Origin of the sequence: Pseudomonas sp. 20P_3.2_Bac5 (assembly GCF_025466035.1) — a bacterium.
Taxonomy (GTDB): Bacteria; Pseudomonadota; Gammaproteobacteria; order Pseudomonadales; family Pseudomonadaceae; genus Aquipseudomonas.
In genome coordinates this window covers 38,678-64,855 of sequence record NZ_JANLOA010000130.1, presented here as the reverse complement: position 1 = coordinate 64,855, position 26,178 = coordinate 38,678, and the positions used below count along the sequence as shown (strand labels likewise).

The 26,178-nt window shown below is 63.9% G+C and carries 25 protein-coding genes; 13 read left to right on the top strand and 12 right to left on the bottom strand.

Annotated features, from left to right (window positions below; genetic code table 11):
- Positions 1-119: 119 nt before the first annotated feature.
- On the top strand, positions 120-2,513 hold the full coding sequence (locus NTD88_RS25075) for a TonB-dependent siderophore receptor (protein WP_262156527.1): 2,394 nt from the start codon (positions 120-122) through the stop codon (positions 2,511-2,513).
- 75 nt (positions 2,514-2,588) lie between these two features.
- Here the strand turns inward: NTD88_RS25075 and NTD88_RS25070 are convergent, their stop codons facing one another.
- The gene (locus tag NTD88_RS25070; protein ID WP_095159068.1) at positions 2,589-3,242 is read right to left on the bottom strand and encodes a hypothetical protein; all 654 of its coding nucleotides are present in this window, start codon (positions 3,240-3,242) and stop codon (positions 2,589-2,591) included.
- Between the two features lie 368 nt (positions 3,243-3,610).
- Here NTD88_RS25070 and coxB point away from each other — a divergent pair, with 368 nt between their 5' ends.
- From coxB to NTD88_RS25050, 4 genes are read left to right on the top strand one after another with little or no spacing between them, the layout of a single operon-like run.
- A complete protein-coding gene (coxB, locus tag NTD88_RS25065) occupies positions 3,611-4,738 on the top strand; it encodes a cytochrome c oxidase subunit II (RefSeq protein ID WP_095159067.1) in 1,128 nt (375 codons plus the stop codon).
- Between the two features lie 22 nt (positions 4,739-4,760).
- On the top strand, positions 4,761-6,353 hold the full coding sequence (gene ctaD / locus NTD88_RS25060; protein ID WP_262156463.1) for a cytochrome c oxidase subunit I: 1,593 nt from the start codon (positions 4,761-4,763) through the stop codon (positions 6,351-6,353).
- Positions 6,354-6,369: 16 nt separating this feature from the next.
- The gene (locus tag NTD88_RS25055) at positions 6,370-6,939 is read left to right on the top strand and encodes a cytochrome c oxidase assembly protein (protein ID WP_110969899.1); all 570 of its coding nucleotides are present in this window, start codon (positions 6,370-6,372) and stop codon (positions 6,937-6,939) included.
- Between the two features lie 12 nt (positions 6,940-6,951).
- A complete protein-coding gene (locus NTD88_RS25050; RefSeq protein ID WP_095159064.1) occupies positions 6,952-7,836 on the top strand; it encodes a cytochrome c oxidase subunit 3 in 885 nt (294 codons plus the stop codon).
- Positions 7,837-7,845: 9 nt separating this feature from the next.
- Here NTD88_RS25050 and NTD88_RS25045 read toward each other — a convergent pair whose 3' ends face one another.
- A complete protein-coding gene (locus tag NTD88_RS25045) occupies positions 7,846-8,049 on the bottom strand; it encodes a twin transmembrane helix small protein (protein ID WP_095159063.1) in 204 nt (67 codons plus the stop codon).
- Between the two features lie 49 nt (positions 8,050-8,098).
- Here NTD88_RS25045 and NTD88_RS25040 point away from each other — a divergent pair, with 49 nt between their 5' ends.
- From NTD88_RS25040 to NTD88_RS25020, 5 genes are read left to right on the top strand one after another with little or no spacing between them, the layout of a single operon-like run.
- A complete protein-coding gene (locus tag NTD88_RS25040) occupies positions 8,099-8,845 on the top strand; it encodes an SURF1 family protein (RefSeq protein WP_262156462.1) in 747 nt (248 codons plus the stop codon).
- The gene (locus tag NTD88_RS25035; RefSeq protein WP_410017090.1) at positions 8,811-9,404 is read left to right on the top strand and encodes a hypothetical protein; all 594 of its coding nucleotides are present in this window, start codon (positions 8,811-8,813) and stop codon (positions 9,402-9,404) included. Before NTD88_RS25040 ends, NTD88_RS25035 begins: the two co-directional genes overlap by 35 nt.
- 9 nt (positions 9,405-9,413) lie before the next feature.
- Complete coding sequence (locus NTD88_RS25030) at positions 9,414-10,496, top strand: COX15/CtaA family protein (RefSeq protein WP_262156461.1); 1,083 nt, start codon at positions 9,414-9,416, stop codon at positions 10,494-10,496.
- Positions 10,481-11,380 (top strand): heme o synthase, encoded by a 900-nt coding sequence (cyoE, locus tag NTD88_RS25025; protein ID WP_095159059.1) that lies wholly within the window; start codon positions 10,481-10,483, stop codon positions 11,378-11,380. Before NTD88_RS25030 ends, cyoE begins: the two co-directional genes overlap by 16 nt.
- Complete coding sequence (locus tag NTD88_RS25020) at positions 11,377-12,009, top strand: SCO family protein (RefSeq protein WP_262130773.1); 633 nt, start codon at positions 11,377-11,379, stop codon at positions 12,007-12,009. Before cyoE ends, NTD88_RS25020 begins: the two co-directional genes overlap by 4 nt.
- Positions 12,010-12,096: 87 nt before the next feature.
- Here NTD88_RS25020 and NTD88_RS25015 read toward each other — a convergent pair whose 3' ends face one another.
- The 3 genes from NTD88_RS25015 to NTD88_RS25005 are packed head-to-tail and all read right to left on the bottom strand — an operon-like array spanning position 12,097 to position 14,606.
- A complete protein-coding gene (locus tag NTD88_RS25015; protein ID WP_262156460.1) occupies positions 12,097-12,870 on the bottom strand; it encodes a MetQ/NlpA family ABC transporter substrate-binding protein in 774 nt (257 codons plus the stop codon).
- Between the two features lie 57 nt (positions 12,871-12,927).
- A complete protein-coding gene (locus NTD88_RS25010) occupies positions 12,928-13,599 on the bottom strand; it encodes a methionine ABC transporter permease (protein WP_262130774.1) in 672 nt (223 codons plus the stop codon).
- A complete protein-coding gene (locus NTD88_RS25005) occupies positions 13,599-14,606 on the bottom strand; it encodes a methionine ABC transporter ATP-binding protein (protein WP_110969907.1) in 1,008 nt (335 codons plus the stop codon). The genes NTD88_RS25010 and NTD88_RS25005 overlap by 1 nt, the downstream gene beginning before the upstream one ends.
- A 226-nt stretch (positions 14,607-14,832) precedes the next feature.
- On the opposite strand from NTD88_RS25005, the gene katE reads away from it, so the two are divergent.
- Positions 14,833-16,971 (top strand): catalase HPII, encoded by a 2,139-nt coding sequence (gene katE, locus NTD88_RS25000; protein ID WP_262156459.1) that lies wholly within the window; start codon positions 14,833-14,835, stop codon positions 16,969-16,971.
- A 105-nt stretch (positions 16,972-17,076) separates the two neighbouring features.
- Here the strand turns inward: katE and NTD88_RS24995 are convergent, their stop codons facing one another.
- From NTD88_RS24995 to zur, 4 genes are all read right to left on the bottom strand, one after another.
- Positions 17,077-17,793, bottom strand: coding sequence for a PA5502 family lipoprotein (locus NTD88_RS24995; RefSeq protein WP_095159053.1), 717 nt, complete (start codon positions 17,791-17,793; stop codon positions 17,077-17,079).
- 135 nt (positions 17,794-17,928) lie between these two features.
- On the bottom strand, positions 17,929-18,711 hold the full coding sequence (gene znuB, locus NTD88_RS24990) for a zinc ABC transporter permease subunit ZnuB (protein WP_095159052.1): 783 nt from the start codon (positions 18,709-18,711) through the stop codon (positions 17,929-17,931).
- Positions 18,704-19,483 carry a zinc ABC transporter ATP-binding protein ZnuC gene (gene znuC, locus NTD88_RS24985; protein ID WP_175652522.1) on the bottom strand — a complete coding sequence of 260 codons (780 nt, stop codon included), beginning with the start codon at positions 19,481-19,483 and terminating at the stop codon, positions 18,704-18,706. The genes znuB and znuC overlap by 8 nt, the downstream gene beginning before the upstream one ends.
- Positions 19,483-19,965, bottom strand: coding sequence for a zinc uptake transcriptional repressor Zur (gene zur / locus NTD88_RS24980; RefSeq protein WP_095159050.1), 483 nt, complete (start codon positions 19,963-19,965; stop codon positions 19,483-19,485). The genes znuC and zur overlap by 1 nt, the downstream gene beginning before the upstream one ends.
- Before the next feature lie 57 nt (positions 19,966-20,022).
- Between zur and NTD88_RS24975 the strand changes: the two genes are divergently transcribed.
- On the top strand, positions 20,023-20,967 hold the full coding sequence (locus tag NTD88_RS24975; protein ID WP_262156458.1) for a zinc ABC transporter substrate-binding protein: 945 nt from the start codon (positions 20,023-20,025) through the stop codon (positions 20,965-20,967).
- A 54-nt stretch (positions 20,968-21,021) separates the two neighbouring features.
- Here NTD88_RS24975 and NTD88_RS24970 read toward each other — a convergent pair whose 3' ends face one another.
- Together NTD88_RS24970 and NTD88_RS24965 are read right to left on the bottom strand one after the other, a co-directional pair.
- Entirely contained in the window at positions 21,022-21,972 is a 951-nt protein-coding gene (locus NTD88_RS24970) for a homoserine kinase (RefSeq protein ID WP_262156457.1), read from the bottom strand.
- Between the two features lie 63 nt (positions 21,973-22,035).
- The gene (locus NTD88_RS24965; protein WP_262130781.1) at positions 22,036-22,323 is read right to left on the bottom strand and encodes a DUF2782 domain-containing protein; all 288 of its coding nucleotides are present in this window, start codon (positions 22,321-22,323) and stop codon (positions 22,036-22,038) included.
- 74 nt (positions 22,324-22,397) lie between these two features.
- Between NTD88_RS24965 and polA the strand changes: the two genes are divergently transcribed.
- On the top strand, positions 22,398-25,211 hold the full coding sequence (gene polA, locus NTD88_RS24960) for a DNA polymerase I (protein WP_262156456.1): 2,814 nt from the start codon (positions 22,398-22,400) through the stop codon (positions 25,209-25,211).
- Positions 25,212-25,513: 302 nt separating this feature from the next.
- On the opposite strand, the gene yihA is transcribed toward polA, so the two are convergent.
- Entirely contained in the window at positions 25,514-26,146 is a 633-nt protein-coding gene (gene yihA, locus NTD88_RS24955; protein ID WP_095159045.1) for a ribosome biogenesis GTP-binding protein YihA/YsxC, read from the bottom strand.
- Positions 26,147-26,178: the final 32 nt, after the last annotated feature.

Sequence of the window (26,178 nt, the reverse complement as noted above, 5' to 3'; positions counted from 1 at the left end):
GGCCGGTTCCCCTTTGCGTTCGTCGCCCGGTTCAACAGCAGAACCCTCCCATTTACCGCATGAACACCACAGGGACTGCCATGTCGTCGCCCCGCTCCTGCGTGTTGGCACTCGTGCCGATGACCATCCTCAGCTTCGCCCCGCTCGCCCTTCTGCCCGCCGCTGTCCAGGCCGCGCAGGCCAGCGCCCGGCTCCAGACCTTCCACGTTGCGGCGGGTAGCCTGAGCACGGTGCTCAATGACTTCAGCAGCCAGGCCGGCATTTACCTGGCCGGCAGCGACAGCCTTGCGACCGGCAAGCGCAGCGCCGGGCTGGACGGGGAATACAGCGTTGAACAGGCTCTGCAGGTGTTGCTGGCCGGCAGCGGCCTGGTTGCCGTGCCGCAGGGTGCCAGCGGTTATGTGCTGCAACCCGCCGCCGAGACCGGCGCGGTGCAACTGGACGCGACATCGATCAACGGTCAGGGCCTGGCCAGCCGCTACGGCCAGGAAGACAAAGGCTATCGCGCCACCCATTCGGCGACGGCGAGCAAGACCAGCACCGCGCTGGCCGACACCCCGCGCTCGGTCTCGGTGGTTACCCGCCAGCGCATGGACGACCAGCAATCGCAGAGCCTGACCGAAGTGCTGGGCTACGTTCCCGGCATCTTCGCCCCGCCCTTCGCGGCCGGTGATGGTCAGGCGGGCGACCTGTTCTTCATTCGCGGTTTCAACGCTACCGACTACGGCTACGGGCTGCTGCGCGACGGCCTGCGGGTGCAGGGCAACCGCTACGACACCAGCAGCGAGCCTTATGGCGTGGAGCGGGTGGAAGTGTTCCGTGGCCCGACCTCGATCCTGTATGGCGAAAACGCCCCCGGCGGCGTGGTCAATCTGGTGAGCAAGCGCCCGACCGCCCAGCCGCGCGGCGAAATCCAGCTCAGCTATGGATCCAACGAGCGCCGCCAACTGGGCATCGACGTGTCCGGCCCGCTGGCGGACAACCCCAACGTGCTCGGGCGGTTGGTGGTGCTGGGGCGCAAGTCCGGCACCCAGGTCGATCATCAGCCGGACGACCGCCTGTATGTCGCGCCGTCGCTCACGCTGAACTTCGACGAACAGAATGACCTGACGCTGCTGGCGTCCTACCAGCGCGACCGCACCCTGATGGAGCTGGGTTACCCGGCGGCCGGCACCCTGCTGAACAACCCCAACGGCAAGATCAGCAAGCACGCGCTGCTGGGCAATGCGGGCTGGGACAATTTCGAGCGGGAAACCTGGACCCTCGGCTACGAATTCCATCACCAGTTCAACGACGACTGGCAGTACCGGCAGAACTCCCGTTACATGCAGTCGCGCATCGACCGCCAGGAGATCTGGCCGGGCAACCTGAACAACGGCGGCTTCGGCACCACGGTGACCAACACCGCCTACGACCGCTACAACAAGTCGATCGCCTATTCGCTGGATAACCAGGTCGAAGGCCGCTTCAACCTTGGCGAGGTGGAAAACACCCTGCTGGTCGGCGCCAGCCTCGACCGCACCTCGTTCAATCAGGACTGGAACGCTGGTTTCGGCGGTAGCGTCAACGTGTTCAACCCGGTCTACAACGGCGACCCGGTGACCTCGACGCGGGTGCAGGACGCCCTGCTCGAACAGACCATGTATGGCGTCTACAGCCAGATCCAGTCCCGGCTCGACAACTGGGTGCTGTTGCTGGGCGGGCGCTATGACCGGGTCAACAGCGAGTACCGCAATCGCCGCGGCACCCTCAACGCGCCGGCCGACCTCGACTACTGGGATGGCCAGTTCACCTGGCAGACCGGGTTGATGTACCAGTTCGACAACGGGGTCTCGCCGTACCTGAGCTATTCCACCGCGTACAACCCGATCCAGCAGGTATCGAGCGCCTCGGGGCCGCTGGACCCGACGCTGAGCGAGCAATACGAAGCCGGTGTGAAATACGAGCCCAAGGGTTGGAATACGCTGATCAGCGCGTCGGTCTATGACCTGCGCAAGAAGGATGACTCGCTGTACGACAGCGCCAGCGGCGACTACCGCAACATTGGTCGCAGCCGCGCCAAGGGCGTGGAACTGGAGCTGAACAGCGACATCAGCGAAAACATCAACGTGACGGCGGCCTACACCTACACCGACTCGCGGATCACCAAGGACGTGGCCGGCTCGCTGCTCGAAGGCCACCAAGTCACCGGCGTTCCGCGCAACCAGGCGTCGCTGTGGAGCACCTATCGCTTCCTCGACGGCCAGCTCAAGGGCCTGCGTGTTGGCGCTGGTGTCCGTCATTTCGACAGCACCTTCGCGTACACCAGCCCGTCGCTGTACGGCAAGCTGGATACGGGTGACGTGACGCTTGTGGATGCCACCATCGGCTATCAGGTGAATGCGCACTGGTCGGCCGAGGTCAACGCGCGCAACCTGTTCGACCAGGAATATGTGGCGGGCTGCAACAACGCCGGGCGTTGCTACTGGGGTGAGGAGCGGACGGTGTTGGGGACGGTGAGTTACAACTGGTAAATCGGCTGTTGGTGCTGGCCTCATCGCTGACAAGCCAGCTTGCCAGCGATAGGGCCATCAAAGTGGCAATAAATATCAGCCCGTCTGCTGCTGACCCAACTCCAGCCCAACCCCGAGCTGCCGCGACAGGCACGGCCAGCGTTTCCACGCTGCGCCCGTCTCCGGGCTGCTCAGCGTCTCGCGATACGCTTCCACCGACTCCAGCGCGAAGCTTTCGTCGTTGAGCATGTTGTCCAGCGAGTGATGCGCCACTTCATCGAGCTGGTTGGCGAATTCTTCGCCGATCAACTGGTGGGCGATCAGGTTGGCCACGGTGGTATCCAGCGGAATCAACGGCTGCTGGAAATGCTTGATGTACAGGTCGTTGACCTCTTCCACCAGGCGATGCGCCAGATACGCTTCGTCCAGCAGGCAATCCAGGCCGACCTGGCCATTCACGATCTGCGGCGGGGTGATGAAATATTCCTCGGCGATTTTCAGCACCGGTTTGATCTGCGATTCGATACCCGCTTCGCGGGCGACATCGTTAGCGGCTTCCAGCAGCTCCGGGACCTGATCGATATAGGCAGCAACGAAACGGTTCAACGCACCTTGCGCGTCCTGCTCGGGTAACTGAATCAAGGGATGCAGATGGGGTAACTGGCGCTCAAGCCGTTCCTTCAACTGGCCGGTTTCGGCTTCGTGACGGTGGGCTTGGGCGATCTGCTCGCGCAAAGCGGCAATCTTCATGACAACTCCAAGGACAAGCGGTGACGTACGGAAGACACTAAATTAGTCCTATTTTTGTATCGGCTAAGATCCATTTCTCATAACGCCCACGCCCTTTTTTGGTGTGGGGTTATATCAAGGTGCCATCATTCATATAAGCCAATGTCCTACAAGGATTTTCGGCAATGACTGAGCGGTCGAAAGCGCTTTTCCGCCGCGTCATTGCGCGGTCGGGACCCCTGTCTATACTCCGCTGTGAAAGTGATTTGGCTGATGAGGCCCGCCTGTTGTGCAGCGGGGGGCCGTCGTCAAAGTCCGCAGTCTTGACGCCGTGCCCCCTGCCGTAGGTCCCGCCTCCGGGATAACAAGAACGATAAGGGGAACCCGCAATGATGCGACATCCACATGTCTGGATGGGCCTCCTGCTGTGGTCGCTACTCACGCCAGCGCATGCCGCCTGGACCGTGAACATGGCGCCGGGGGCGACCGAAGTCAGCAATGCCGTGTTCGACCTGCACATGACCATCTTCTGGATCTGCGTGGTGATCGGCCTCGTGGTATTCGGCGCGATGTTCTGGTCGATGATCGTCCACCGCCGCTCCACCGGCCAGCAGCCGGCGCATTTCCACGAACACACCTGGGTCGAAATTCTCTGGACCGTGGTGCCCTTCCTGATCCTGGTGGTCATGGCCATTCCGGCGACCAAGACCCTGATCGACATCTACGACGCCAGTGAATCGGACGTGGATATCCAGGTCACCGGCTACCAGTGGAAATGGCACTACAAATACCTGGGCCAGGACGTCGAGTTCTTCAGCAACCTGGCGACCCCGGCGGACCAGATCCACAACAAGGCGCCGAAGGACGAACACTACCTTCTTGAAGTCGACCAGCCGCTGGTGCTGCCGGTGGGCGCGAAAGTGCGCTTCCTGGTCACCGCCGCCGACGTTATCCACTCCTGGTGGGTGCCGGCCTTCGCGGTCAAGCGCGACGCCATCCCAGGCTTCGTCAACGAAGCCTGGACCCGCGTCGAGAAGCCCGGCATCTACCGCGGCCAGTGCACCGAGCTGTGCGGCAAGGACCACGGTTTCATGCCGGTGGTGGTCGAGGTCAAGTCGAAAGAGGACTACGACACCTGGCTCGGCGAACGCAAGGCCGAGGCGGCCAAGCTCAAGGAACTGACCAGCAAGGAATGGACGCTGCAAGAGCTGGTCGAGCGCGGCGACAAGGTCTACCACACCACCTGTGTGGCCTGTCACCAGGCCGAAGGCCAGGGCCTGCCGCCGATGTTCCCGGCGCTCAAAGGCTCGAAGATCGCCACCGGACCGAAGGAAGACCACCTCAACCTGGTGTTCCACGGCAAGCCCGGCACCGCGATGGCGGCGTTCGGCAAGCAACTCTCGGAAGTCGATCTGGCCGCCGTCGTCACCTACGAACGCAACGCCTGGGGCAACAACAAGGGCGACATGGTCACGCCGAAAGACGTGCTGGCGATCAAACAGGCGGAAAGCAAATGAGCCGGTTTTCAGGAGACAGGACATGAGCACAGTGATCGACGACCACGGTCATGCCGGGCATGACCACGCCCACGGCCCGGCCAAGGGCCTGATGCGCTGGGTGCTGACGACCAACCATAAAGACATCGGCTCGATGTACCTGTGGTTCGCTTTCTGCGCCTTTCTGCTGGGCGGCTCGTTCGCCATGGTGATCCGCGCCGAGCTGTTCCAGCCCGGCCTGCAGATCGTCCAGCCGGAATTCTTCAACCAGATGACCACCATGCACGGCCTGGTGATGGTCTTCGGCGCGGTGATGCCGGCCTTCGTCGGCCTGGCCAACTGGATGATCCCGCTGATGATCGGCGCGCCGGACATGGCCCTGCCGCGGATGAACAACTTCAGCTTCTGGCTGTTGCCGGCGGCGTTCCTGCTGCTGGTGTCCACGCTGTTCATGCCCGGTGGCGGGCCGAACTTCGGCTGGACCTTCTACGCGCCGCTCTCGACCACCTACGCGCCGGAAAGCGTGACCTTCTTTATCTTCGCCATTCACCTCATGGGCATTAGCTCGATCATGGGCGCGATCAACGTCATCGCCACCATCCTCAACCTGCGTGCCCCCGGCATGACCCTGATGAAGATGCCGCTGTTCGTCTGGACCTGGCTGATCACCGCCTTCCTGCTGATCGCGGTAATGCCGGTGCTGGCAGGCGTGGTGACCATGATGCTGATGGACATCCACTTCGGCACCAGCTTCTTCAGCGCCGCCGGCGGTGGCGACCCGGTGCTGTTCCAGCACGTGTTCTGGTTCTTCGGCCACCCCGAGGTGTACATCATGATCCTGCCGGCGTTCGGCGCGGTCAGCTCGATCATCCCGGCGTTCTCGCGCAAGCCGCTGTTCGGCTACACCTCGATGGTCTACGCCACCGGCGCGATCGCCTTCCTGTCCTTTATTGTCTGGGCGCACCACATGTTCGTGGTGGGCATTCCGGTGGTGGGCGAGCTGTTCTTCATGTACGCGACCATGCTGATCGCCGTGCCCACCGGGGTGAAGGTGTTCAACTGGGTCAGCACGATGTGGGAAGGCTCGCTGACCTTCGAGACACCGATGCTGTTCGCCATCGCCTTCGTCATCCTGTTCACCATCGGCGGGTTCTCCGGGTTGATGCTGGCCATCGCCCCGGCGGACTTCCAGTACCACGACACCTATTTCGTGGTGGCGCACTTCCACTACGTGCTGGTGCCGGGCGCGATCTTCGGGATCTTCGCCTCGGCCTACTACTGGCTGCCGAAGTGGACCGGGCACATGTACGACGAAACCCTCGGCAAGTTGCATTTCTGGCTGTCGTTCGTCGGCATGAACCTGGCGTTCTTCCCGATGCACTTCGTTGGCCTGGCCGGCATGCCGCGGCGGATCCCGGACTACAACCTGCAGTTCGCCGACTTCAACATGATCTCGTCGATCGGCGCCTTCACCTTCGGCGCCACGCAGATCTTCTTCCTGTTCATCGTCATCAAGTGCATCCGCGGCGGTGAGCCGGCGCCGGCCAAGCCGTGGGATGGCGCCGAAGGACTGGAATGGACGATTCCGTCGCCGGCGCCGTACCACACCTTCCAGACGCCACCGGAAGTGAAGTGAAAGGAGCATCGCGGTCATGAACGAGGGCATCTCGATCAAGCGCCTGGTCACTCGCCTGCTGATGCTGGCGGTGCTCATGTTCGCCTTCGGCTTCGCCCTGGTGCCGATCTACGACGTGATGTGCCGCGCGTTCGGCATCAACGGCAAGACCGGCGGCCAGTACGAAGGCAGCCAGGTGGTGGACCCGGCGCGCTCGGTGAAGGTGCAGTTCCTCTCGACCAACGCCATCGACATGGTCTGGGACTTCTACTCCACCGCCGACCAGATCGACGTCAACCCGGGGGCGGTGAACCAGATGATCTTCGTGGCCCACAACCCGACCGACAAACCCATGACCGCCCAGGCCATCCCGAGCATTTCACCGGCCGAGGCGGCGGCGTATTTCCACAAGACCGAATGCTTCTGCTTCAGCCAGCAGGTGCTGCAGCCGGGTGAGCGCATCGAAATGCCGGTGCGTTTCATCGTCGACCGCGACCTACCCAAGGATGTGAAACACCTGACGCTCGCCTACACGCTGTTCGACATCACCGCTCGCCAGCCGCCGGTCGCCCATGTGGCCAGCCAGAACCCGCAGAGCGCCCGATAAGGAGAACAATTCATGGCCTCTCACGAGCATTACTACGTACCGGCGCAAAGCAAATGGCCGATCATCGCCACCGTTGGCATGTTCATCACGGTGTTCGGCCTCGGCACCTGGTTCAACGACCTCAAGGCGGGGCGCGACTCTCACGGTCCGCTGATCTTCTTCGTCGGTGCGCTATGCCTGGCCTACATGCTGTTCGGCTGGTTCGGCGCGGTGATCAAGGAAAGTCGCGCCGGACTTTACAGCCCGCAGATGGACCGCTCGTTCCGCTGGGGCATGTCGTGGTTCATCTTTTCCGAGGTGATGTTCTTCATCGCCTTCTTCGGTGCGCTGTTTTACGTGCGCCACCTGGCCGGGCCGTGGCTCGGCGGTGAAGGCGCCAAGGGCGTGGCGCACATGTTGTGGCCGAACTTCGAGTTCACCTGGCCGCTGCTGCACACGCCGGACCCGAAACTGTTCCCGCCGCCCAAGGAAGTCATCGACCCGTGGCACCTGCCGCTGATCAACACCATCCTGCTGGTCAGCTCCAGCGTGACCATCACCATCGCCCACCACGCCCTGCGCAAGGACCATCGCGGCCCGCTGAAATTCTGGCTGGCGCTGACCGTCGCGCTCGGGGTCGCCTTCCTCATTCTCCAGGCCTACGAGTACCACGAGGCTTACACCAAGCTGGGGCTGACCCTGGGTTCGGGCATCTACGGCGCGACCTTCTTCATGCTCACCGGCTTCCACGGCGCCCACGTGACCATGGGCACCCTGATTCTCTTCGTGATGCTGATGCGGGTGTTGAAAGGGCATTTCAACGCCGACAAACACTTCGGTTTCGAAGCGGCCAGTTGGTACTGGCACTTCGTCGATGTGGTCTGGGTCGGGCTGTTTATCTTCGTTTACGTGCTGTGACGGGAGGCCTTACCAAGGGGCGTGGGAAACCAGTTGGCCGCTGTAGAAACCCCAGGTGATCAGGCCGAGGGTGAGGGCGGCCAGACTGACCCGTACGGTCAGGGCCTTGAGCAGACGGGTCGAGTTTCCGTCGTCCTTGACCAGAAACACCAGGCCGCTGAACAGGCTGACGACAGTCGCCAGCAACAACACAACGATCGCGGCTTTGAGCATGGCGAAAACTCCGGGGGGATGTGATGACTTTGAGTATAGCGGGGCCCCGATGAGGCCCTTTCGCCCTGGCGTGGTGCCGACCCTGGTGGTGCTGATGCTGCTGCCGGTGCTGATCGGCCTGGGCGTCTGGCAGCTCGGTCGCGCCGAGGAAAAGCGGGCGCTGCTGGAGGTCTATGCCGAGCGCGAAATTGCCCAGCCGGTGGCCGGCGAACGCCTGCTCGATGAAGTCGATCCCGCCTATCGCCGCGTGCACCTTCGCGGTCAATTCGATGCCCAGCACAGCCTGCTGCTGGACAGCCGCATGCGCGATGGCCACGCCGGCGTCGAACTGCTGCAACCGTTCTTCGATGAGCCGAGCCAGCGCTGGTGGCTGGTCAATCGCGGCTGGCTGCCCTGGCCCGACCGGCGCGTGCCGGTGGCCTTCGACACGCCGCAGCACACCCTGAACCTCACCGCCTGGGTCTATATCGCGCCGGGCGCCAGCTTCCTGCTGCGCGCCGATGCGCCGAACGGCGACTGGCCGCGGCTGCTCAACAGCATCGACGCCAGCCACCTCTGGACTCAACTCGCCCGCGACGGCTACGCCCATGAACTGCGCCTGGAACCGGGGCCCGGCAGTTTCCGGGTGGACTGGCCGGTGGTCGCCCTCGGGCCGGAAAAACACCTGGGTTACGCCGTGCAGTGGTTCGCCCTGGCGCTGGCCCTGATCGTTCTCTTCCTCTATTTCGGTTGGCATCAAAACAATAAAAAGGAGCAACAGCATGGGAGTCGCCACGGGTCCACTCGACATGTCTGAAGGCAAGGCGCCACGCGGCCGGGCCTGGGGGCGTTTGCAGCTCATCCTGATTTTGCTGGTGGTGGTGGGGCCGATGCTGCTCGCCACCGGCATGTACAAACTGCAGTTCTGGGTGCCGGAAGGCCGCAGCTACCACGGCGAGATGATCGGCAATGGCCAGAGCCTGGCCGACCTTGGCGTGCAGTCCGACGACCAGCGCTGGCAGTTGCTGGTCACCACGCCGAAGGAGTGCGCGGTGGACTGCCAGCAACTGGTCTACCTGGCCCGCCAGATCAACATCGGCCTGGCCCGCGACGCCGGCCGCGCCAGCCACGCCCTGGCCAGCACGGAACCGCTGAGCGGCGAGTACCTGGCGCGGGTCGAGCGCGAATACCCGCAATTGCAGCGCTACGCACTGGACCCGACGCGCTATGGCGCGACCATTCCCAACCGCGGCGAGGCGCAACTGTGGATCGTCGATCCTCACGGCAACCTGGTGTTGCGCTACGACGCACGGGTCAAGGGCAAGGACGTGCTCAACGACCTGCGCCACCTGCTCAAACTGTCCAACATCGGTTAGGAGCACGTCATGACCCGACCTGGATATCGCCTCGCTGTGTTCGCCACCGGGCTGGCGCTGCTGGTGGTGCTGCTCGGCGCCTACACCCGCCTCACCCACGCCGGCCTCGGCTGCCCGGACTGGCCGGGCTGCTACGGCTTCATCAGCGTGCCCAAGACCGAAGCGCAACTGGCCCACGCCGAGCTGAACTTCCCCGACTCGCCGGTGGAAGCGCACAAGGGCCGCAACGAGATGGTCCACCGCTATTTCGCCGGCACCCTGGCCCTGGTGATCGCCATGCTCGCGGTGCAGGCGCTGCGCCGCCATGGGCATGACGGCCAGCCCTATCGCCTGCCACTGATCGTGCTCGGGGTGGTGCTGGTGCAGGCGGCGTTCGGCATGTGGACCGTGACCCTGCAACTCTGGCCGCAGGTGGTGACGGCGCACCTGCTCGGTGGCTTTGCCACCTTGAGCCTGCTGTTCCTGCTCAGCTTGCGCCTGTCCCGCGCCTATATGCCGCTGCCCGGTCTGCCGCGACGACTGCGTCGGTTGGCGGCCGCGGCGTTGTTGCTGGTGATCGGGCAGGTCGCCTTGGGGGGCTGGGTCAGCGCCAACTACGCGGCGGTGGCCTGCATCGACCTGCCAACGTGCCACGGGCAATGGTGGCCGGAGGCGGACTTCGCCAACGGCTTCCACCTCACCCAGCACATCGGCCCCAACTACCTGGGCGGCCAGCTCGACAGCGAGGCCCGCACCGCCATCCACCTCACCCACCGGCTCGGCGCGATGCTGGTCACCTGCGTGGCGCTGGTGCTGGCCTGGCAACTGCACCGCGTCGGCTTGCGGCGCCTGGCCAAGCTGGTGCTGGCGGCGCTGTTCATACAAATCGCCCTGGGCATCAGCAACGTGGTGTTCCACCTGCCGCTGGCCGTGGCGGTCGCGCACAACGCCGGCGGCGCCGGATTGCTGCTGACCATGGTGCTGGTCAATTACCGCACCCGCCTGGCCATGCAGCCACGCGCGCGCCGCGTCAGCCCGGGCTGGCGGCTTACCCCGCTCAGGCTTGCGGGTGACCTTCATTATCTGGGAGACAATCCATGGCAGCGCTTCTGACCGAAAGCCAGAGCCAGGCCGGCTGGCGTGACTATCTGGAACTGACCAAACCCAAGGTGGTGGTGCTGATGCTCATCACCTCGCTGGTGGGCATGTTCCTCGCGACGCGCGCCGGGGTGCCCTGGACCGTGCTGCTGTTCGGCAACCTGGGCATCGGCTGTTGCGCCGGCGCGGCGGCGGCGGTGAACCACGTAGTGGACCGGCGGATCGACGCGCTGATGGCCCGCACCCACAAACGACCGCTGGCCGAAGGCCGGGTGGCGCCGCTGCCGGCGATGCTGTTCGCGCTGCTGCTGGCGCTGGTCGGCCTGACCCTGCTGCTGACCTTCACCAACGCCCTCACCGCCTGGCTGACCCTGGCCTCGCTGCTGGGCTACGCGGTGATCTACACCGGCTTTCTCAAGCGCGCGACACCGCAGAACATCGTGATCGGCGGACTGGCCGGCGCGGCGCCGCCGCTGTTGGGCTGGGTGGCGGTAAGCGGGCATCTGAGCGCCGAACCGCTGCTGCTGGTGCTGATCATCTTCGCCTGGACCCCGCCGCACTTCTGGGCCCTGGCCATCCACCGCAAGGCCGAATACGCCAAGGCCGACATCCCGATGCTGCCGGTGACCCACGGCGAGCACTACACCAAGGTGCACATCCTGCTTTACACCTGCGTATTGCTGGCGGTGAGCCTGCTGCCGTATGCCATCCATATGAGTGGGCCGCTTTACCTGGCCTGTGCCGTGCTGCTGGGGGCGCGCTTCCTGCAGTGGGCCTGGGTGTTGTACCGTGGCGTTCGGCCGCACGCTGCGATCAAGACCTTCAAGTACTCTGTCTGGTACTTGTTCCTGCTGTTCATCGCGCTGCTCGTAGACCACTACCTACTACTGAATCTATGACTCGAACCCAGAAAACCGTCTTTATCCTCGTCGCCCTGGTCGCATTGATTCTCGGGCTTACCATCAACAAAGTGCTCAGCGGTCGCAGCCAGGGCAACCCGGCCGAGCTGATCGACGCCGGCATCATCCTGCTGCCGCAGAGCCGCGCGGTGCCGGAGCTTGAAATGAGCGACGAAAACGGCCAGCCGGTGCGCGTGGACCAGTTGAAGGGCAAGTGGTCGCTGGTGTTCTTCGGCTACACCTTCTGCCCGGACATCTGCCCGACGACCCTGGCGCAATTGCGGCAGGTGAAGAGTGAGCTGCCGAAAGAGGCGGTGGAGCGGATGCAGGTGGTGCTGGTCAGCGTCGACCCGAACCGCGACACGCCGGCTCAGCTCAAGCAATACCTGGGTTATTTCGACAAGGATTTCCGCGGCCTGACCGGCTCGCTGGAAGCGACGCAGAAACTGGCGAATGCCCTGAGCATTCCGTTCATTCCGGCGGATACCAGCAAGGAGGGGTACACCGTGGATCACAGCGGCAACCTCGCGGTGATCGGACCGGATGGCGCGCAGCGGGGCTTTATACGGGCGCCGTTCAACAACCAGAAGCTGGTAGCGCAATTGCCGGGGTTGGTGAAGCGGGATTGAGGCGGGCCATCGCGACGGTTCGGTGCCCTGACAAGCTCGCGCCTACAGAGAACCTGTAGGAGCGAGCTCGCTCGCGATGCAGATAGATCAGAACGCCGGAATAACCGCGCCCTTGTACTTCTCGAGGATGAACTGCTTCACCTCAGGCGAGTGCAGCGCACCGACCAGTTTCTTCAGCGCGTCGGAGTCTTTGTTGTCCGGACGGGCAACCAGGATGTTCACGTAAGGCGAGTCGCTGCCTTCGATGATCAGCGCGTCTTTCTCCGGGTTCAGCTTGGCTTCCAGCGCGTAGTTGGTGTTGATCAGCGCCAGGTCGACCTGGGTCAGCACGCGCGGCAGGGTGGCGGCTTCCAGTTCGCGGATCTTCAGGTCTTTCGGGTTTTCGGCGATGTCTTTCGGCGTGGACAGGATGTTGGCCGCGTCTTTCAGCTTGATCAGGCCAGCCTTCTGCAGCAGCAGCAGCGCGCGGCCGCCGTTGGTGGCGTCGTTCGGGATGACCACGTTGGCGCCCGACGGGATTTCGTCCAGCTTCTTGAACTTGCTCGAGTAGGCGCCCAGTGGCTCCAGGTGCACGCCGGCAATGCTCACCAGATTGGTGCCCTTGCCCTTGTTGAACTCATCCAGGTACGGCTGGTGCTGGAAGAAGTTGGCGTCCAGGCGCTTTTCGGCAACCTGCACGTTCGGCTGGATGTAGTCAGTGAACACCTTCACTTTCAGGTCCACGCCTTCTTTGGCCAGGGTCGGCTTCACGAATTCGAGGATCTCGGCGTGCGGCACGGCGGTCGCCGCGACGCTCAGGGTTTCCGCGGCATTGGCGGAGATGGCCGCGAAGGCGGCGACAGCAACAAGCAGTTTTTTCATTCCATCACTCCTTGAGGGGGCCATCACGACCCCCGGCGTGTCGGCAGCGCCGACCCATTACTTACGGGAAAAATGCACAACCAGTTTGTCGCCGACGCTCTGCAGAACTTGAACCAGGATCAGCAGCAGGACCACGGTGACGATCATCACGTCGGTCTGGAAACGCTGGTAGCCAAAGCGGATGGCCAGGTCACCCAGACCGCCGGCACCGACCACACCCGCCATCGCGGTGTAGGACACCAGGGTGATAGCGGTCACGGTGATGGCGGCGAAGATACCCGGCCGCGCTTCCGGCAGCAGGGCATTGACGATGATCTGGCGGGTGGTGGCGCCCATCGACTGGGTCGCCTCGATGATGCCGCGGTCAACCTCGCGCAGCGCGGTTTCCACCAGGCGCGCGAAGAACGGCGTGGCACCGACCACCAGCGGCGGGATGGCCCCGGCCACGCCCAGCGAGGTGCCGGTGATCAACACCGTCACCGGAATCATCACGATCAGCAGGATGATGAACGGCAGCGAGCGCAGGATGTTGACGATCAGCGACAGCAGCGCATACACGCCCTTCTGTTCGAACATCTGCCGCGGCCCGCAGAGGAACAGCAGCACGCCCAGTGGCAAGCCCAGCAGCACGGTGAACAATAGCGAGCCGAACAGCATGATCATGGTGTCGCCGGTGGCCAGCCAGATCTCGGACCAGTCGACGTTGGCGAAGAAACTCAGGGCGTCCATCAGCGCAGTACCTCCATGTGAACGTCAGCCGCGGTGAAGCGGGCGAACGCCGCTTCCATGTCGCCGCCGGTGACGGCCAGGGTCAGTTGCCCATACGGAGTGTCCTTGATGCGGTCGATGCGCCCGGCAAGGATGCTGTAGTCCACGCCCGTCTCGCGGGCCACGGTGCCCAGCAGCGGCGCGTAGGTGGCGTCGCCCTGGAAGGTCAGGCGCACGATGCGGCCCGGTACGTGGGCGAAGTCGTCGCGCTGCTCGGCTTCGTCGACTTGCTCGTCTTCCTGGACGAAGCGCTTGGTGGTCGGGTGTTTCGGGTGCAGGAACACCTCGGTCACCGTGCCCTGCTCGACGATCTGGCCGGCGTCCATCACTGCAACCTGGTCGCAGACACGGCGGATCACGTCCATTTCATGGGTGATCAGCACGATGGTCAGTTTCAGCTCGCGGTTGATCTCGGCCAGCAGTTGCAGCACCGAGGCGGTGGTCTGCGGGTCGAGGGCGCTGGTGGCTTCGTCGCACAGCAGAATCTTCGGCTGGGTCGACAGGGCGCGGGCGATGCCGACGCGCTGCTTCTGTCCGCCCGACAACTGCGCCGGATATTTCTTCGCATGCTCGGACAACCCGACCCGCGCCAGCAGCTCGCTGACCCGCGCGTCGATGTCCTTGCGCGACAGCTCGCCGGCCAGGGTCAGTGGCAGGGCGACGTTGTCGGCCACGGTCTTGGAGGCGAGGAGGTTGAAGTGCTGGAAGATCATCCCGACCTGCTGGCGGAAACGGCGCAGGGCGTTGGCGTCGAACGCGGTCACGTCCTCGCCATCGACGATGATCTTGCCGCCGCTCGGGGCTTCCAGGCGATTGATCAGACGCAGCAGCGTACTTTTGCCGGCACCGGAATGGCCGATCAGGCCGAACACCTGGCCGTTGTCGATGCTCAGGCTGGTGGGGTGCAGCGCGGGAATGTCCCTACCGGCGACGCGGTAGGTCTTGTGGACTTGTTGAAACTCGATCACGTAGCGAACCTTGTGGGGCGCATGGAAAGGGGGTCAGCGGTTAGCCGGTCGCGCATTTTAGCCTGTTCGTATAGAGGTTCTTAGCATTTATTTCGTATTGGACCAACGTCGCGGGAATAACGCGATCAGTGGTCGCCACATCCGATGGAACGCCTGGCTTGCCGCCCCAGTCACTAACAGAACAAGCCCGCGAAGGGCGCCTGACGACTGATGAGGAAAGCAGATCATGCCCAGCAAGAAGAACCCGCCGCGGGAAAGCCAGCTCGCCGGTGTCGACACCCCCGACCGGGCCAACACCAACGCTAAGCTGCAGAGCCTCGAGACGGTGCGCAGCGACGCCACGGGCCAGGCCTTGCGCACCAACCAGGGCGTGAAAGTCGCCGACAACCAGAACAGCCTCAAGGCAGGCGACCGCGGGCCGTCGCTGCTGGAAGACTTCATCATGCGCGAGAAAATCACGCATTTTGACCACGAACGCATTCCGGAACGCATCGTCCATGCCCGGGGTGTCGGCGCCCACGGCTTTTTCCAGTCCTACGAGAACCACGCCGCGCTGACCAAGGCCGGTTTTCTTCAAGACCCGGAAAAGATCACCCCGGTGTTCGTCCGTTTCTCCACCGTCCAGGGCCCTCGCGGCTCGGGCGACACCGTGCGCGATGTGCGCGGCTTTGCCGTGAAGTTCTACACCGATGAGGGCAATTTCGACCTGGTTGGCAACAACATGCCGGTGTTCTTCATCCAGGACGCGATCAAGTTTCCCGACTTCGTCCACGCCGTGAAGCCCGAACCGCACAACGAGATCCCCACGGGCGGCTCGGCCCACGACACCTTCTGGGACTTCGTCTCGCTGGTGCCGGAGTCGGCGCACATGGTGATTTGGGCCATGTCTGACCGGGCCATTCCGAAAAGCCTGCGAACCATGGAAGGCTTCGGCGTGCACACCTTCCGCCTGGTCAACGCCGAGGGCGTGGCCAGTTTCGTCAAATTCCACTGGAAGCCGAAACAGGGCGTGCTGTCGCTGCTTTGGGACGAAGCGCAGAAACTCGCCGGCAAAGACACCGACTACCATCGCCGCGACCTCTGGGAGGCCATCGAAACCGGCAATTACCCGGAATGGGAATTTGGCGTGCAGATCGTGCCGGAGGCCGACGAACACAAGTTCGAATTCGACCTGCTCGACCCGACCAAGATCATCCCCGAGGAGCTGGTGCCGGTAACCCCGCTGGGCCGGCTGGTGCTCAACCGCAACCCGGACAACTTCTTCGCCGAGACCGAACAGGTGGCGTTCTGTCCTGGGCATATCGTGCCGGGCATCGATTTTAGTAACGACCCGTTGCTGCAGGGCCGGCTGTTCTCCTACACCGACACCCAGATCAGCCGCCTGGGCGGGCCGAACTTCCACGAAATCCCGATCAACCGCCCGCTGGCGCCGAACCATAACGGCCAGCGCGACGCCCTGCACCGCGTCACCATTGACAAGGGCCGCACCTCCTACGAGCCCAACTCCATCGACGGCGGCTGGCCGAAAGAAACCCCGCCCGGCCCGCGTGACGGCGGTTTCGAGTCGTACCCGGAACGCATCGAGGCGCACAAGATCCGTCAGCGCAGCGAGTCGTTCGGCGATCACTTCTCCCAGGCCCGGCTGTTTTTCCACAGCATGAGCCCGAACGAGCAGGCGCATATCGTCGCGGCCTACAGCTTCGAGTTGGGCAAGGTCGAGCGCGAGCACATCCGCGTGCGCGAGGTGAATGAAATCCTCGCCAATATCGACCTGGACCTGGCGGCGAAGGTCGCCGCTAACCTCGGCCTGCCGGCCCCGACCGCCGGAACCCTGGATACGCCTGACTCATCGCTCAAGGCCTCGCCGGCGCTCAGCCAGATGAATCATCCGGGCGAAGGCATCAAGGGCCGCAAGGTGGCGCTGCTGGTGGCCGACGGTGTCGACGCCGCCGAAACCGACAAACTGGTCAAGGCGCTGGAAGCGGAAAGCCTGCAGATCAAGGTGCTGGGCCCGACCTCGGCGCCGGTCAAGACGTCCGCGGGCAAACCGCTGGCGGTGGACGCGTCGATGGAGGGCATGCCGTCCGTGATTTTCGACGCGGTATGGATCGCCAGTGGCAAGTCGGTGCTGGATGCGCTGAAAGGCGACGGCGTGGCGGTGCACTTCATTCTCGAAGCCTACAAGCACCTCAAGCCCGTCGCGGGCGATGCGGCCGCGAAAGGCTGGTTCGACAGCCTCAACCTCAAGGCCGACAGCGGTTTGCTGGCGGGCAGCGATGGCAAAACGGTCAAGGCGTTCATTGCCGCGATCGGCAAGCATCGGGTGTGGGAGCGGGAGGCGGCGGCCAAGGCAATTCCGGCCTAAGCCCTTCGCGACGGTTCGGCGCCCGGCAAGCTCGCTTCTACAGATCCAACTGTAGGAGCGAGCTTGCTCGCGAAAGGGCCCCAGATTCGAAGAGGGATCTTTAAATCACTCGCTGCGACGGGGAGTCAGAACCACCTGCGCCGGCTGATTGCGGTGGATTTCATTGCGCACCTGCAACTCGAAATCCGGATCGCGCTTGTTCACCCGCTTGGCCAGTAAACCCGAAAGCCACGGGTAATCGGCCGTACGCGGCACCTGGAAAAGCACGTCGCACTGGTAATTGACCACGTCGGTGGCAATGTCATCGAGCTGGCGACGCAGTTTGCCGATCTCGCGGATATCCAGGGCGATCACCGTGCTCGGCGCGGTGGGATCAATCAGCTTGGCCTTGGGCTTGGCTTCGGCAGCCTTGAGCGCAGCTTCGGCCTTGTCCAGCTCGGCCTTGCGCGCCTGGGCGATGGCGCCGTTGACGCCGCCAGTCAGCGCCGGGGCCTTGGGCATCAGTGCGCGAGCGCGCGCCAAAGCGGTTGCGGCGGCATTCACATCACCTTTCTGCAGGACGATCTGGCTGCGTTGCAGGTAGGCCTCGGCCAGTTGCCGCTGGTATTGCTCGACGCGGCTGTCGTTGGGCGATTCGGTTTGCAGGGTTGCCAACTGGTCCTCGGCGGTGGCCAGTTCGTTGCTGGCGATGCTTTGTTGCAGTTGTTGCCAGGCATCCGGCGCGGCCGGCACGACGGTGCTTTCGACCGGCTTGCTGGCGCAAGCGGTCAGGATCAGGGAAAACGCGGCAAGGAGCAGATAACGGGACGCGAACGGCTTCATTCCTACGACTCTCTATTTGCGCAAAAAACGAGCAAGTCTACACCCAGTCCATGGCGTCGAACATCATTCCTTCGAAGGCTGGCGGGTAAATCGTGCTGCCGGACGCCCGCCGCGCAGGTGGCGTCCGGACGCCGGTCAACGCTTGGGAATGGCCAGGCTCAGCAAGAATAGCACCGCGGCACAGACCACGATCGACGGGCCGGCCGGGGTGTCTTTGAACCACGACATGGCCAGTCCGCCGCACACCGCGAGCACGCCCAGCAGGCTGGCGCCCAGGGCCATCTGCTCGGGCGAGCGGGCGTGGCGCTGGGCCGCGGCGGCGGGAATGATCAGCAGTGAGGTGATCAGCAGCACGCCGACGATCTTCATTGCCACGGCGATCACAACGGCGATCAGCAGCATCAGCGCCAGGCGCAGGCCGGTGACCGGCAGGCCTTCGACCCGGGCCAGTTCCTCGTGCACGGTGACCGCCAGCAGCGGCCGCCACAACACCACCATCAACAGCAGCACTGCGGCGCTGCCGCCGAGGATCCAGGCCAGGTCGCCGGGGCTGATCGCCAGCAGGTCGCCGAACAGGTAGGCCATCAGGTCGATGCGCACGTCGTGCATGAAGCTCAGCACCACCAGGCCCAGCGACAGCGTGCTGGGCGCGAGGATCCCCAGCAGCGTGTCCGAGGCCAGCGGCTGGCGTTGTTGCAGCGTCACCAGCAGCAGCGCCAGCAGCAGGCAGCCGACGGTGACGGCCAGGGCCGGGCTGATGTCGAGCATGAAACCGAGGGCGACGCCGAGCAGTGCGGCGTGGGACAGGGTGTCGCCGAAATAGGCCATGCGCCGCCAGACCACGAACGATCCCAGAGGGCCGGCGACCAGCGCCAGGGCCAGGCCCGCGAGCAGGGCGTAAAGCAGGAAATCAGCCATGCTTGCAGTTGTCTCCGTGAACATGTCCGCCCTTGGCGGGTGCGACGACCGAGCCATGCAGGTCGTGGCTGTGGTCGTGATGGTGGTGATAGATGGCCAGGCTTGGCGCGTTCTTGCCGAACAGCTCGACGAACGCCGGGTCGCCGCTGACCTGTTCCGGATGCCCGGAACAGCAGACGTGGCGGTTGAGGCAGACCACCTGGTCGGTGGTGCTCATCACCAGGTGCAGGTCGTGGGACACCATTAGCACGCCGCAACCATGGCGGTCGCGCAGGCGGGTGATCAGGCTGTACAGCTCGGCCTGGCCGGCGACATCGACGCCCTGCACCGGCTCGTCCAGCACCAGCAGCTCGGGTTCGCGCAGCAGCGCCCGGGCCAGCAGCACGCGCTGCATTTCACCGCCGGAGATGGTCTGGATCGGGCTGTCGATGACCTGTTCGGCGCCCACTTCTTCCAGCGCGCTCATCGCGGCGGCGCGGTCCACACCCGGCACCAGACGCAGGAAGCGCAGCACCGACAGCGGTAGCGTGGCGTCCACCTGGAGTTTCTGCGGCATATAGCCGATACGCAGCTTCGGCTTGCGCCAGACGCTGCCGGTCCCAGGCTTGAGCAGGCCGAGCACGGCGCGCACCAGCGTGGTCTTGCCGGCGCCGTTGGGGCCGATCAGGGTGACGATCTGGCCGGGCTCGACGGTCAGGTCGATGCTGTCGAGGATGGTCTGCCCGGCAAACGAGACGCCCACCTGCTGCAGGCGGATCAGAGCGTTGCTCATCAGGCGCTCCGGCAGTTGCCGCAGAGGCCGACCACTTCGACGGTCTGCGCTTCCACGCTGAAGCCGACATCCTTGGCGCTGTCGATGATCGCGTCGCTGATCGCCGCCTGTTCCAGCTCGATCGCCACGTGGCATTCGCGGCAGATCAGGAACTGGCCCTGGTGGGCGTGCTCGGGGTGGTTGCAGCCGATGAAGGCGTTGAGCGAGGCGATGCGGTGGACCAGGCTGTTTTCCAGCAGGAAATCCAGCGCCCGATAGACGGTCGGTGGCGCGGCGCGGCGGCCGTCCTGCTCGCTGAGCACGCCGAGGATGTCGTAGGCGCCCAGCGGCTTGTGGCTTTGCCAGACCAGCTCCAGCACGCGACGGCGCAGGGCGGTCAGGCGCACCCCTTGGCGCGCGCACAGCGCATCGGCTTCGGCCAGGGCGGTGTGGACGCAATGGGAATGGTCGTGTGGGCGGTTGGCCAGCGGAGTATTGGGCATGGGCGGCGACGGTTTTGAGGAGAGACGTTATTATGTTACCTGTCTTTGCCTCATTGAGTGGTCATCGTGTCCCGATTTTTTGCCCTTTTTGTCGCTTTTGTCTCAACCCTGGTCGTCCTCCCGGCGCACGCCGAGGTACGCGTACTGACCAGCATCCAGCCTCTGCAACTGATCGCCGCGGCGGTCCAGGACGGTGTCGGCAAGCCTGAAGTGCTGCTGCCGCCAGGGGCGTCGCCGCATCATTACGCGCTGCGCCCGTCGGATGTGCGGCGGGTGGCCGAGGTCGACCTGCTGTACTGGATCGGCCCGGACATGGAAGGTTTCCTGCCGCGGGTGCTGAATGGCCGCAGCAAGCCGACCGTCGCGGTGCAGAGCCTGCCGGGCATGCACCTGCGCCATTTTGGCGAGGACAGCCAGTCTCACGATGAACATGAAGAACACGGCGACGATGCCGATGAGCACGATCACGACCACCGCCCCGGCAGCCTTGATGCGCATTTGTGGCTGTCGACGGTCAACGCGCGGGTGATCGCCGGGCGCATGAGTGCCGACCTGAGTGCTGCGGATCCGGCCAACGCCGCGCGTTACCAGAGCAACCTGAAAGCCTTCGAACAGCGCCTCGACGCGCTGGACCAGCGCTTGAAAGAGCGTGTTGCGGGCGTGGCGGGCAAGCCGTTCTTCGTCTTCCATGAGGCGTTCGATTACTTCGAGTCGGCGTATGGCCTGAAGCACGCGGGCGTGTTCAGCGTGGCGGCGGAAGTCCAGCCGGGCGCCCAGCATGTCGCGGCGATGCGCAAGCGCCTTCAGGAAGCAGGCAAGACCTGCGTGTTCAGCGAACCGCCGCTGCGGCCGCGTCTGGCCGAGACCCTGACGGCGGGGTTGCCGGTGAAACTGGCGGAACTGGATGCACTGGGCGGCACGCTGCCGGTGACTGCTCAGGGGTATGAGCAGTTGCTGGATAACCTGGGGAATGGGTTGGCGGGGTGTCTGGAAAGTCTGTAGCGGCTGCAATCGCTGCGGTTCGGCGCCCCGAACCGCAGCGATGCTTTTAGAGGCTCAAAGCGCAAACGGCAACGCCAGCTCCACATCCTGCCGCGCCTTCAGGCGCACCTCGAACTCCGCCGGGTCATGGATCAACACATCCATCCCCGCAAAGGACTCGGCGGCAATCAGCCGCGACAGCCAGAACCGCACACACGCCACCCGCAACATCACCGGCCAGAGCTGGGCTTCGGCCGCGGTGAACGGGCGCAGCGCCGCGTAGGCGCCGAGGAAGGCGCGGGCGCGGGCCGGGTCGATTTCGCCGGCTTCGTCGCAGCACCAGTCGTTCAGGGCGATCGCCAGGTCGTAGAGCATCGGTCCGGAGCAGGCGTTGTAGAAGTCGATCACGCCGGTCAGGTGCGTGCCTTCGAACAGCGCGTTGTCGCGGAACAGGTCGGCGTGCAGGTTGGCCCGTGGCAGCGCCATGATCTGTGGCTGGTGGGCGACGATCTCGTCCAGGCTGGCCTGTAGCAGCGCCTGCTGTTCCGGGGTCAGGCGGCCCATCAGTTCGTTGCCGGTTTCCAGCATCCAGTCCAGGCCACGGTCGGTCTTGCGCTCCAGCACCTTGCCGCGGGTTGCCAAGTGAACGTGCGCGACGAACGCGGCGACCTGGATGCAATGCTGGTTGTTGGTGACCTTGATGTGCTTGCCGGCCAGGCGTGGCTGCAGCAGCGCCGGCTTGCCGGCCAGTTCGCGCAGGGCGTCGCCATCGGTGGTGCGCAGCGCGTAGGGCACCGGCAGGTCGGCTTCGTGCAGCACGTCGAGCAGTTCGATGAAGAACGGCAGGTCCTGGATCGGCCCGCGTTCGACCAGCGTCAGCACGAACTCACCCTGTTCGAGGCTGATGAAGAAGTTGCTGTTCTCGGTGCCGGCGGCAATGCCCTGGAAGTCCCGCAGGCGACCCAGTCCGTAAGGGGCCAGAAAGGTTTCCAGCTCGGGCCGGGTCAGGGGGGTGAAGACAGACATGGTCAAAAACTGCTCATACGGGCACGTCGTATCGACGTGCCGGGTGGATGTTAAAGGTCCGCGTTACCACTCGAAGATCTTCCAGGCCGGAATCAGCATGTCGGGTTGGTCGGAGCGGATGAAGTTGGCATCGGTGCCGTCCGCGCGCACCAGAAAGTAGGGCTTGCCCCCTTTCGGTGTGACCTTGATTGCGTACAGGAACCCGTTCTGACGGTACTCCTGAATGGTTTTGTCACCTTCCTGGCGAATGGTTACGTCTGGGTCGGCGGAGGGCGCGTCGTCTGCTGCAATGGCCGCGACAGGAGCGGCAGCGAGCAGGCCGAGCAACAACAGGCGATTTAATGTACCCATGATAACCTTGTCCCTTTGTCGTCAATGTTCCGGACATTCTAGCGCCGGGCCCGTCGAAAAGGTTGATTCCGCTCATGAGCCAAACCCCCCTCGTCCTGGTGGACGGTTCTTCTTACCTCTACCGCGCCTTCCATGCGCTGCCGCCGCTGACCACCTCGAAAGGCATGCCGTCCGGCGCGGTCAAGGGGGTGTTGAACATGCTCAGGAGCCTGCGCAAGCAATACCCCGAAAGCCCGTTCGCGGTGGTGTTCGACGCCAAGGGCGGGACCTTCCGCGACGAGCTGTTCGCCGACTACAAGGCCAACCGCCCAAGCATGCCCGACGACATGCGCGTGCAGATCGAGCCCCTCCACGCCGCGGTCCGCGCCTTGGGTTTCCCGCTGCTGTGCGTGGAAGGGGTCGAGGCCGACGACGTGATCGGCACCCTGGCCCGCAGCAGTGCGGCGGCGTCCCGTCCGGTGGTGGTTTCCACCGGTGACAAGGACATGGCCCAACTGGTCGACGAGCACATTACGCTGGTCAACACCATGACCGGAACCGTGCTCGACATCGAAGGCGTAAAAGGGAAATTCGGTGTCGCGCCGGAGCAGATCATCGACCTGCTGGCGCTGATGGGCGATACCGCCGACAACATTCCCGGGGTCAAGGGCGTCGGCGAGAAGACCGCCGTCGGCCTGCTGGTCGGGGTGAACGGCGGCCTGAAAGAACTCTATGAAAATCTCGACCAGGTTCCGGCCCTGCCGATCCGCGGGGCCAAGACCCTGCCGGCCAAGCTGCTGGAGCACAAGGAGATGGCCTTCCTCTCCTATCAACTGGCGACCATCAAGTGCGATGTCGAACTGGACGTGGGCCTGGACGACCTGCACCTGCGCGAGCCGGACCGCGAGAAACTGCGGGAGCTGTACACCCTGCTGGAGTTCAAGGGTTGGATCGACGACCTCGACCGGGAAGTCCGCCGTGCAGCGCAACCAGCGCCAGCGGCTGCGCTGAACCTGACGGCGGCGGCTGCCACGCCCGAGGCGGCGGTCGCTGCCGAGGTCGTAGCGCCGGCCGCTCCAGAGTACGAAACCATCCTCGACCAGGCGCGTTTCGACGTCTGGCTGCAGAAACTCAAGGATGCCCCGCTGTTCGCCTTCGATACGGAAACCACCGGGATCGACGCCCACCAGGCGCAACTGGTCGGCGTCTCGTTCGCGGTGAAGGCGCATGAAGCGGCGTACATCCCCCTGACCCACAGCTACCCCGACGCGCCAGTGCAACTGGACCGCAGTCAGGTGTTGCGTGCGCTCAAGCCGTTGCTGGAAGACCCGGCCAAGCTCAAGGTCGGCCAGCACGCCAAGTTCGACATGAACATCCTCGCCAACTGCGCCATCGAGGGTGATCAGGCCAATGGCATCGAAGTGCGCGGCGTGGCGTTCGACACCATGCTCGAATCCTACGTGCTCAATTCCACGGCCATCCGTCACGACATGGACAGCCTGGCGAAGAAGTACCTGGAACACACCACCATCACCTTCCAGGACATCGCCGGCAAAGGCGCCAAGCAACTGACCTTCGACCAGATCCCGCTGGAGAAGGCCGGGCCTTACGCCGCCGAAGACGCCGACGTGACCTTGCGCCTGCACCAGGCGCTGTTCCCGCAACTGCAGGCCATCCCGAGCCTGGCCAGCGTGCTGACCGACATCGAGATGCCGCTGGTGCCGGTACTGGCGCGGATCGAGCGCCAGGGTGCGCTGGTGGATGCAGACCTGCTGAAAATCCAGAGCCAGGAACTGGGCGACAAGATGGCCGCGCTGGAGCGCGAAGCCATTGAGTTGGCCGGCGAGGAGTTCAACCTCGGCTCGCCGCGTCAGCTTGGCGCGATCCTCTACGACAAGTTCGGCCTGCCGGTGCTGAAAAAGACCGCGAAGGGCCAGCCGTCCACCGCCGAAGAGGTTCTGGACGAACTGGCCGAGGAAGGCTATCCGCTGCCGAAGGTGCTGATGCAGTACCGCTCGCTGAGCAAGCTCAAGAGCACCTATACCGACCGCCTGCCGGAGCAGATCAACCCGCGCACCGGTCGCATCCATACCTCCTACGGGCAGGCGGTGGCTGCCACTGGTCGGCTGTCGTCGAGCGATCCGAACCTGCAGAACATCCCGGTGCGCACCGCCGAAGGCCGGCGCATTCGCCAGGCGTTCGTCGCGCCCAAGGGCTACAAGCTGCTGGCGGCGGACTACTCGCAGATTGAATTGCGCATCATGGCGCACCTGTCCCGCGACGAGGGCTTGATGAACGCCTTCCGCAACGGCCTGGACGTGCACACCGCCACCGCCGCGGAAGTGTTCAACGTGCCGCTGGAGGCGGTGACTTCCGACCAACGGCGCAGCGCCAAGGCGATCAATTTCGGTCTGATCTACGGCATGGGCGCGAAGAAGCTGGGCAAGGACATCGGCGTCGAAACCAAGCAGGCCAAGGCCTACATCGATGCCTATTTCGCCCGCTACCCCGGCGTTCGCGAATACATGGAGAGCACCCGCAAGCAGGCTGCGGAACAGGGCTACGTGGAAACCCTGTTCGGCCGCCGGTTGTACTTGCCGGCCATCAATTCAAGCCGCCCGCAGGAACGTGCCGGCGCTGAGCGCACCGCGATCAACGCGCCGATGCAGGGCACGGCCGCCGACATCATCAAGCGCGCCATGGTGGCGGTGGATAACTGGCTGCACAGCTCGGGGCTGGATGCCCGGGTGATCCTCCAGGTACACGACGAACTGGTGCTGGAGGTGCGCGAAGACCTGGTGGAACAGGTTCGTGAAGAAATTCGCCCGCACATGAGCGGCGCCGCGCAACTGGATGTTCCGCTGCTGGTTGATGTCGGAATTGGCGCGAATTGGGACGAAGCGCATTGAAAATGCAGGGAAATGCTGCGGCATAAGGTCGCGGCATTTGTCTCGCTGGCGGGGTTGGTCTTAAGAATTTTCCTACTTATCGCAAATAGTTTTCACGGCTCAGGAACTAAACCGGTGAATCGCTACTCAGAGGTACTGAATGGCTGGTGAAGCCCTTCAATGCTCCTATGTTGTGTTAAGTGTTGGCAGATATCCGGACCCCGCCCTAGCGGTTCGGAACTTGAACCCCGAACTTCCCCCTCCCCATACGAAGTCCGGGGTTTTTTTTGCCCGGCGTTTGCCGGGCAAAAGCCACCGAAGCCTTATTCTGCGGGCTTGTCAGCCAATTCCATCCAGCGTGCCAGCACCGCGTAGGCCTCTTCCAGACCTTGGCGTTTCGGCGCCGAAAACAGCTGGATCGTGACGCTTTCGCCCCAACCCTTGCGAATTTCCGACTGCACCTTGAGCAGGGTGTTCTTGGCTGCGCCAAAGGTCAGTTTGTCGGCCTTGGTCAGCAGGATGTGCATCGGCATGCCGCTGGCGATCGACCAGTCGAGCATCATCCGGTCGAAGTCCGTCATCGGGTGACGCACATCCATCATCAGGATCAGGCCCTTCAGGGCCTCGCGGCTGCCCAGGTAGGCTTCCAGGTGGCGCTGCCAGTGCTGCTTGAGCGGGATCGGAACCTTTGCATATCCGTAGCCCGGCAGGTCGACCAGACGCCGATCGTCGTCCAGACTGAAGAAGTTCAACAACTGGGTACGCCCCGGTGTTTTCGAGGTGCGGGCCAGGCTGGCGTGGGTCAGGGTGTTGAGGGCGCTGGATTTGCCGGCGTTGGAACGCCCGGCGAAGGCGACTTCGTAACCTGCATCGGGCGGGCATTGATCGACTTTTGCCGCGCTGATGGCGAATTTCGCCGTTTGGCAAAGTCCGAGGATGGGGTTTTTGACTTGCATGGGATGTCCGGTTTGGGTGTTGCCAGAGGCTG

Coding starts and splice junctions, on each gene's coding strand:
- NTD88_RS25075 (WP_262156527.1), top strand. CDS start 120: ATGACCATCCTCAGCTTCGCCCCGCTCGCCCTTCTGCCCGCCGCTGTC.
- NTD88_RS25070 (WP_095159068.1), bottom strand. CDS start 3,242: ATGAAGATTGCCGCTTTGCGCGAGCAGATCGCCCAAGCCCACCGTCAC.
- coxB (WP_095159067.1), top strand. CDS start 3,611: ATGATGCGACATCCACATGTCTGGATGGGCCTCCTGCTGTGGTCGCTA.
- ctaD (WP_262156463.1), top strand. CDS start 4,761: ATGAGCACAGTGATCGACGACCACGGTCATGCCGGGCATGACCACGCC.
- NTD88_RS25055 (WP_110969899.1), top strand. CDS start 6,370: ATGAACGAGGGCATCTCGATCAAGCGCCTGGTCACTCGCCTGCTGATG.
- NTD88_RS25050 (WP_095159064.1), top strand. CDS start 6,952: ATGGCCTCTCACGAGCATTACTACGTACCGGCGCAAAGCAAATGGCCG.
- NTD88_RS25045 (WP_095159063.1), bottom strand. CDS start 8,049: ATGCTCAAAGCCGCGATCGTTGTGTTGTTGCTGGCGACTGTCGTCAGC.
- NTD88_RS25040 (WP_262156462.1), top strand. CDS start 8,099: ATGAGGCCCTTTCGCCCTGGCGTGGTGCCGACCCTGGTGGTGCTGATG.
- NTD88_RS25035 (WP_410017090.1), top strand. CDS start 8,811: ATGGGAGTCGCCACGGGTCCACTCGACATGTCTGAAGGCAAGGCGCCA.
- NTD88_RS25030 (WP_262156461.1), top strand. CDS start 9,414: ATGACCCGACCTGGATATCGCCTCGCTGTGTTCGCCACCGGGCTGGCG.
- cyoE (WP_095159059.1), top strand. CDS start 10,481: ATGGCAGCGCTTCTGACCGAAAGCCAGAGCCAGGCCGGCTGGCGTGAC.
- NTD88_RS25020 (WP_262130773.1), top strand. CDS start 11,377: ATGACTCGAACCCAGAAAACCGTCTTTATCCTCGTCGCCCTGGTCGCA.
- NTD88_RS25015 (WP_262156460.1), bottom strand. CDS start 12,870: ATGAAAAAACTGCTTGTTGCTGTCGCCGCCTTCGCGGCCATCTCCGCC.
- NTD88_RS25010 (WP_262130774.1), bottom strand. CDS start 13,599: ATGGACGCCCTGAGTTTCTTCGCCAACGTCGACTGGTCCGAGATCTGG.
- katE (WP_262156459.1), top strand. CDS start 14,833: ATGCCCAGCAAGAAGAACCCGCCGCGGGAAAGCCAGCTCGCCGGTGTC.
- NTD88_RS24995 (WP_095159053.1), bottom strand. CDS start 17,793: ATGAAGCCGTTCGCGTCCCGTTATCTGCTCCTTGCCGCGTTTTCCCTG.
- znuB (WP_095159052.1), bottom strand. CDS start 18,711: ATGGCTGATTTCCTGCTTTACGCCCTGCTCGCGGGCCTGGCCCTGGCG.
- znuC (WP_175652522.1), bottom strand. CDS start 19,483: ATGAGCAACGCTCTGATCCGCCTGCAGCAGGTGGGCGTCTCGTTTGCC.
- zur (WP_095159050.1), bottom strand. CDS start 19,965: ATGCCCAATACTCCGCTGGCCAACCGCCCACACGACCATTCCCATTGC.
- NTD88_RS24970 (WP_262156457.1), bottom strand. CDS start 21,972: ATGTCTGTCTTCACCCCCCTGACCCGGCCCGAGCTGGAAACCTTTCTG.
- NTD88_RS24965 (WP_262130781.1), bottom strand. CDS start 22,323: ATGGGTACATTAAATCGCCTGTTGTTGCTCGGCCTGCTCGCTGCCGCT.
- polA (WP_262156456.1), top strand. CDS start 22,398: ATGAGCCAAACCCCCCTCGTCCTGGTGGACGGTTCTTCTTACCTCTAC.
- yihA (WP_095159045.1), bottom strand. CDS start 26,146: ATGCAAGTCAAAAACCCCATCCTCGGACTTTGCCAAACGGCGAAATTC.